The organism is Bacillus haikouensis, from assembly GCF_013179555.1.
Taxonomy (GTDB): domain Bacteria; phylum Bacillota; class Bacilli; order Bacillales; family Bacillaceae_B; genus Rossellomorea; species Rossellomorea haikouensis_A.
In genome coordinates this window covers 1-6,714 of record NZ_JABMCR010000029.1, presented here as the reverse complement: position 1 = coordinate 6,714, position 6,714 = coordinate 1, and the positions used below count along the sequence as shown (strand labels likewise).

At 44.0% G+C, this 6,714-nt stretch carries 8 protein-coding genes; 6 read left to right on the top strand and 2 right to left on the bottom strand.

The features are described 5' to 3' along the window. Together HP456_RS04845 and HP456_RS04840 are read right to left on the bottom strand one after the other, a co-directional pair. A partial coding sequence (locus tag HP456_RS04845) for a DUF1129 family protein (protein WP_172248881.1) occupies positions 1-494 on the bottom strand: 494 nt, incomplete at its 3' end. Next, positions 487-822 carry a PadR family transcriptional regulator gene (locus HP456_RS04840; RefSeq protein WP_172248880.1) on the bottom strand — a complete coding sequence of 112 codons (336 nt, stop codon included), beginning with the start codon at positions 820-822 and terminating at the stop codon, positions 487-489. The genes HP456_RS04845 and HP456_RS04840, both read right to left, overlap by 8 nt. Positions 823-1,039: 217 nt before the next feature. On the opposite strand from HP456_RS04840, the gene HP456_RS04835 reads away from it, so the two are divergent. From HP456_RS04835 to HP456_RS04810, 6 genes are all read left to right on the top strand, one after another. Further along, positions 1,040-1,993: an NAD(P)H-dependent flavin oxidoreductase gene (locus tag HP456_RS04835; protein ID WP_172248879.1), complete on the top strand. Its 954-nt coding sequence runs from the start codon at positions 1,040-1,042 to the stop codon at positions 1,991-1,993. Positions 1,994-2,483: 490 nt separating this feature from the next. Next, entirely contained in the window at positions 2,484-3,491 is a 1,008-nt protein-coding gene (locus HP456_RS04830) for an ABC transporter substrate-binding protein (RefSeq protein ID WP_172248878.1), read from the top strand. Between the two features lie 17 nt (positions 3,492-3,508). Next, complete coding sequence (locus tag HP456_RS04825; RefSeq protein WP_172248877.1) at positions 3,509-4,540, top strand: ABC transporter permease; 1,032 nt, start codon at positions 3,509-3,511, stop codon at positions 4,538-4,540. After that, positions 4,515-5,309 carry an ABC transporter ATP-binding protein gene (locus tag HP456_RS04820; RefSeq protein ID WP_172248876.1) on the top strand — a complete coding sequence of 265 codons (795 nt, stop codon included), beginning with the start codon at positions 4,515-4,517 and terminating at the stop codon, positions 5,307-5,309. The genes HP456_RS04825 and HP456_RS04820 overlap by 26 nt, the downstream gene beginning before the upstream one ends. Positions 5,310-5,496: 187 nt before the next feature. After that, positions 5,497-5,892, top strand: a complete 396-nt coding sequence (locus HP456_RS04815; RefSeq protein ID WP_172248875.1) for a thioesterase family protein — start codon at positions 5,497-5,499, stop codon at positions 5,890-5,892. 52 nt (positions 5,893-5,944) lie between these two features. Further along, on the top strand, positions 5,945-6,714 hold a 770-nt coding region (locus tag HP456_RS04810; protein WP_172248874.1), incomplete at its 3' end, for a Glu/Leu/Phe/Val family dehydrogenase.

Here is a 6,714-nt window from a genome sequence, read left to right as displayed (position 1 = left end):
GTTTCATTCTCTTGAAATAATGATTTTTTAATGATACGAAAAATCACGACTACCCCGAGAAGACTTGAAAAAAGAATGGATAATGCAATGATACCGTAAGTTGCAGGATAGACTACGTCACTTACTTCTTTAAAAAGCGAAACAAGAGCCAGTATGATTCCTCGTGTAATAAGGAAGAATCCAAACAGATTCAAGGCTAAGGAAGAAACAAACATGGTCGCATCCCTCTTCTTTTCTCCAGGGAGGTTGTCGATGATTTCATCAGCAAATGCTTTTGGATCCTCACCGAATATCATCTTAGCCGTTTTGCCTTCCTGCTGCCCTTCTAAGAGATGCTCCAGGATCTCCATCAGGACCTCTTCTGATTGCTGCTCTGAAACGGTCAGCTGCAGCCTGATGTAAATAAGGAAATCCTCGTAATACTTTTCATTTTCAGGTGTCAGTCCGGTTCTCTTTTTATTGTTCATTTGGATTAACTGTTTTGCTTCAAGCATCGATATTCCTCCCTTTTAATAAAGAATTGACCCCGAATGAGATTTGCTCCCATTCTTTTGAGATCATTTCCAGTGCATCCAAGCCTTCCTCGGTAAGGGTATAATATTTCCGGTTAGGTCCCGACTCCGAAGGCTTCATTTGTCCTGTGATCAGTCTGTTTTTTTGAAGTCTCAGCAACACAGGGTAAATGGTGCCCTCACTTACATCCTTCAGACCGGCAGCCTGAAGCTTCTTTGAAAGCTCATACCCATAAACAGGCTCTTTTGATATGACGGAAAGAACACAGCCGTCAAGCAATCCTTTTAATAACTGACTCCGGATGGACATAATATGACTCCTTTTAGTATCTTGCAAAACAAGATAGCGTTTTAAAAAAATGCTACCTTGTTTTACAAAGTAGTTAATAAAAGGATATAATTTCAAGGATAATTTGTCAATATTTCAAGTGAAAAAATTTCTTGTTGTTCTTCTGGCATAATATTCAGATAGTGCTTGTCTAAATTTTTCTAAGAGTATAACATTAATTTAACGAAGGGGGATTTAAATGAACAACTTAACAGAGACTCTCGAAATAAAATATCCTATTCTTCAAGGAGGGATGGGGAATATCAGCAATGCTCCCTTGACCGCTGCCATCTCCGAAGCTGGTGCGCTCGGTACTATCGGGGTCGGGACCATGAGCGTGGAAGAAGTGGAAACGATTATTATAGAAACAAAGAAACGTACATTAAAACCTTTTGCATTAAATATTCCGATTGCAATCACACCTCATTTGCAAGAGATGGTTCGTTTAGCAGTTAAACATAAAGTGCCGGCTGTTTCCCTTTCAGCAGGAAATCCGAAGCCGCTCATTCCCTATTTTCACGAACACGGAGTAAAAGTGGTTTGTGTGGTAGCTTCCAGAAAACAAGCGAAAAAAGCGGAAGAAGCAGGGGCTGATATCATTGTGGGTGAAGGATATGAAGCGGCTGGTATTAATTCCAATCTGGAAACGACCACGCTGTCATTGATTCCGCAACTCGTTGATACCGTTAGCATACCGGTCGCAGCAGCTGGCGGTATCGGCGATGGCAGGGGACTTGCAAGCATGCTCGCACTCGGAGCAAGCGGCATCCAAATGGGCACCCGCTTCATAGCGACCCGGGAAGCGCCCTTTCATGATAACTATAAAGCTTCCCTGCTGGAGGCAAGTGATGACAGCACGGTAATTGTCGGCCGTTCAGTCGGCAAAATAAGAAGGATTATGAAGTCACCTTACTCAGCTGAGCTAATGCGAAAAGAGAAGGAAGGTGTGCAGGCTGAGGAGTTCGGACTGCTTACTTCAGAAGACTATCATCGAATCGGCGCATTGGAAGGGAAGCTGGATCAGGGATTTATCAACGGGGGACAGATATCGGGATTGGTCACGGATATTCCTTCCGTGAAAGAATTGATAGAGAAAATGGTCATTGATGCTGAGAACATTTTCGCTGGATTGGCAAAAAATAGAATAGATTGACAGCAGAGGAAGCATGGTCGTTCAGGGCATGCTTTTTCTTTATTCTGTGCTATTTAATGATAGTAAGTTAAAAAATGATTGGAACGGAAACAGCAGGTACGATTCGGGCTTCGTTTAAATTGAAATTACCGCCGTATGCGAAACGATTAAGTCGAAATTATAACTTAATAATCGAATTATGATTACCGCCATCATTCGACACACTCATTATTTCTGAAACAGAATACCCTATTCGTTCCTCTTAAAAAACGACCAAACCGCTGATGACCCTCAAAATTCTTTCTTTCATTTCCCGTAAACTATAGATATTCTTACCCAAACCGTCTATACTATTATTAATTTTTAAATTTTCCGAATATTATTGACTATTTTGTGACAAGGATGATAATATAACGTTGTGTTAACGTCGGTCTTTATTTTTATCACAAAAGGGTTTTTTAGTCTCTGAGACTACTAATCATAACTTTTTAAGAGAAAAAGGGGGATATCAATGAAGAAGAAGAGTTTGTTATACGGTGTCATGTCAATGCTCTTAGGTATGTTGGTTCTATCAGGCTGCGGAGGCAGTGAGCAGGGATCGGCAGATAAAGGTGACAAGAAATATGTCATAGGAGTCACCCAAATTGTTGAACACCAATCGTTGGATGCAGCTTTCGAAGGCTTTAAGAAGGCTTTAGAAGAAAATGGATTTAAAGAAGGCGACAATGTCGAATATGATGTTCAGATTGCCCAAGGAGACCAAAGCAATTCCCAGACGGCAGCCAAGAACCTTGTTGGTGACGGAGTCGATCTCATCTTCGCGAACTCAACCCCGAGTGCTCAACATGCATTGAATGCGACAAAGGAAATTCCGATCGTGTTCACTTCAGTAACGGATCCTGTCGGTGCTGAATTGGTTAAATCATTCGATGAACCAGGTGAAAATATCACCGGTACGACAGATACTCATCCGGAAGCGATCACCAAGACACTTTCTTTCGTTACGGATGAAATGAAAGCGAAAACAATCGGTATCATTTATAACTCTGGAGAACAAAATGCTGTCGTTCAGGCAGAAGAAATAAACAAGATCGCTAAAGAAAAAGGGGTGAAGGTCGTAGAAGCTTCTGTTTCAACGTCAGCTGATGTAAAGCAGGCAGCTGAGTCACTTACCGGCCGTGTGGATGCCATTTATATCCCGAAAGATAATACCGTAGTATCTGCGCTTGAATCTGTCATCGGGGTAGCGAATGAAAAGGACATCCCTCTATTTGTGGGAGAACTGGATTCATTAGAAAAAGGTGCTATTGCAGCGAGCGGATTCAGCTATGAAGACCTTGGTTATGAAACGGGCCTAATGGCAGTCAAGATATTGAAAGGCGAGAAGAAACCTTCTGAATTGCCTGTTCAAACTCCACAAAACTTCGAATTGATGTTCAACAAAAAAGCAGCTGAAGAGCAAGGTGTGGAATTCAAAGACGCATGGTCCGAAATGGGAGAATTTATCGAAGCAGAATAAAGGGAGGATGATGATTCGTGCCAACAGCAATATTTGCATCCTTTGAATCTGGAATCATATACGCGATTATGGCCCTTGGAGTCTACTTGTCCTTTCGGATATTGGATTTTCCTGATTTAACGGTGGATGGCAGCTTCGTTACCGGGGCTGCTGTAGCCGCCACCATGATTGTCAGCGGCTACAATCCCGTGGTCTCTACACTCACTGCGATTGTGATTGGATTTGCAGCAGGATGTATTACCGGTTTACTTCACACATTCGGCAAAATCAATGCCTTGCTGTCGGGTATTCTCATGATGATTGCTTTGTATTCAATCAATCTGAGGATCATGGGAAGATCCAATGTACCATTATTGAATCAGGAAACGGCTTTTACTGGAATAGAAGGAATGTGGGCTCCGCTTGGGATCGATACAGCAATGAATAATCTTTGGATGGCGGTAGGTCTTGGTGAGCCGCTTCCCGGGACATGGAGCATATTATTCATCATGGTGATCATAACCCTTGCCATCAAATTCCTGACAGACGCATTCTTAAAAACAGAAATCGGTTTAGCTTTGCGTGCCACTGGTGATAATCAGCGCATGATCCGAAGCTTCTCAGCCAATACCAATTTAATGATCATTCTTGGATTGGGGATCTCAAATGGCATGGTTGCTTTGTCGGGGGCGCTGATTGCACAATACAGCCGTTTTGCCGATGTCGGAATGGGAATCGGGATGATCATCATCGGTCTTGCATCGGTTATCATCGGGGAAGCGTTATTTGGTACAAAGACGATTGCCCGTACAACGCTCGCTGTCATCGGTGGAGCGATCATCTACCGCCTGGTGGTCAGTATGGCACTCAGGGTAGAATTCCTTGAAACAGGTGATATGAAGTTGATTACGGCCGTCATCGTCATTCTGGCATTGATCATGCCTAAAGTGATGGACCGTTACAAAGATAAAAAACGCAAGGCACAGCGTATGACTGAGAGGTTGAACAATGTTTCTCTGACTTCTGAAGGAAAGGGTGATGACGGTGCTGCAATTAAATCGAATTCATAAGGTGTTCAATGAAGGGACACCGGATGAAAAAATTGCCCTTGATGATATTCAGCTGACCATGAAGCCGGGAGATTTCGTTACGGTAATCGGAAGTAATGGGGCAGGGAAATCTACGTTGATGAACATCGTCTCAGGAGTGCTGCTGCCTGATGTCGGGAATGTGCTGATCGATGATCACGAGGTTTCAAGGGTGTCTGAATATAAACGCTCGAAGTTGATCGGACGTGTCTTCCAGGATCCGATGGCGGGTACTGCCCCTTCCATGACGATCGAGGAAAATCTGGCCATGGCTTATTCGAGAAACCGGACAAGGACCTTCCGGCTCGGTGTCACGAAGAAGAGGAAAGAGTTTTTCAGGGAGGTGCTGGAAACCCTGCACTTAGGGCTGGAAAATCGGTTAAACGCCAAAGTGGGTCTGCTGTCCGGCGGAGAAAGGCAGGCGCTTTCCTTATTGATGGCGACTTTTACGGAACCGTCGATCCTGCTTCTTGATGAGCATACCGCAGCCCTTGATCCGGCACGTGCAGACCTGATTACAAACCTGACAAAAGAAATTGTGGAAAACTATCAACTGACAACCCTGATGGTTACCCACAATATGCAGCAAGCTTTGGATCTGGGTAACCGTCTGATCATGATGGATAAAGGACAAATCATCCTTGAAGTCAATGAAGAGGAAAAGAAGCACCTGACTGTCGAAGGGCTTCTGAATGAGTTTCAACGAATCCGCGGAAGCAAGCTGGCAAGTGACCGCGCACTATTATCCTAAAAAAGTAACGGGATTCCATCCCGTTACTTTTTTGCGTTAAAGCGCCGCGGACAGGCCGTCATGATGTTCTTTAATAGTTGTTTAAATTTTAACAATATATTGACTATTTATAATACTGAATGTTATTATATCGTTAAATTAACGTTATATGAATATGCATGATGCGTTAGTTTAAAGGGGGAAAGCAATGAAGTCCGGATTAGCTGAAGGGTATACCGCCACAATCATGACGGAGGTGACCCCGGTCATGCATGCCCAGTTTGAAGGAGATGTGGTTCACCCTGTTTATTCAACGGTATCAATGGTGTATCACATGGAATGGGCCTCAAGGAAGATCATTCTCCCTTATCTTGAGGACGGCGAAGAAGGCATGGGAGCCAAAGTGACCGTAGAGCACTTGGCGCCTGCAGGCACTGGTTCCAAGCTTGAAATCAAAGCCGCGGTCATTAAATATGAAAGAAACATCATCCTGACCGAGGTGGTCGTGAGAGATTTCAAGAATGATAGGATGATCGGCAGGGGAGAGGTCAAACAGGTTGTCCTGCCCAAAGAGAAAATAAGGAAAAGAATCGAAAGTATATAATTTTTTTGAGCTCTAATCTGTAAGCGTTTACAAAATGTCTGGGGGAAGAGAAATGGATATGTTCGAACAAATTAAGAATCATGAACAGGTTGTTTTTTGTAATGATGAAGATACAGGACTCAAAGCTATAATCGCTATACATAACACAACACTTGGACCGGCTCTTGGCGGATGCCGGATGAGGCCATATGCATCAGTGGATGAAGCATTAAATGATGTGCTGCGCCTGTCAAAGGGAATGACCTATAAGTGTGCGGCTGCGGATGTTGACTTTGGGGGAGGGAAGGCCGTCATCATCGGTGATCCCGCGAAGGATAAACATCCAGAACTATTCCGTACGTTCGGTCAGTTCGTGGAATCATTGAACGGACGTTTCTATACAGGTACTGACATGGGGACCGAGCCGGAGGACTTTGTTTATGCACTTAAAGAGACAAACTGCATAGTCGGGGTCGACGAAGTTTACGGCGGAAGCGGGGACTCGTCGATTCCTACTGCGATGGGAGTTATCTATGGGCTTCAGGCAACCAACCAGAACATCTGGGGGTCGAGGGATCTTCACGGGAAAAGCTATGCCATCCAGGGTCTTGGTAAAGTGGGCTATAAGGTGGCGGAGCGCCTGCTGGATGAAGGTGCGGATTTGTACGTGACCGACATCAACCAGAGCTCCATCGACCAATTGATGACGAAAGCGAAAAACATGGGGGCTGCCATCAAAGTCGTATCAGGCGAGGAAATTTACTCCGTTGATGCCGATGTATTCGTTCCTTGTGCAATCGGCGGCATCATCAATGATGATACGATCGATCAATTAAAAGTAAA

Excerpts from the sequence above, each read along its gene's own strand:
- HP456_RS04830 (WP_172248878.1), top strand. The coding sequence starts at position 2,484 with ATGAAGAAGAAGAGTTTGTTATACGGTGTCATGTCAATGCTCTTAGGT.
- HP456_RS04815 (WP_172248875.1), top strand. The coding sequence starts at position 5,497 with ATGAAGTCCGGATTAGCTGAAGGGTATACCGCCACAATCATGACGGAG.
- HP456_RS04835 (WP_172248879.1), top strand. The coding sequence starts at position 1,040 with ATGAACAACTTAACAGAGACTCTCGAAATAAAATATCCTATTCTTCAA.
- HP456_RS04840 (WP_172248880.1), bottom strand. The coding sequence starts at position 822 with ATGTCCATCCGGAGTCAGTTATTAAAAGGATTGCTTGACGGCTGTGTT.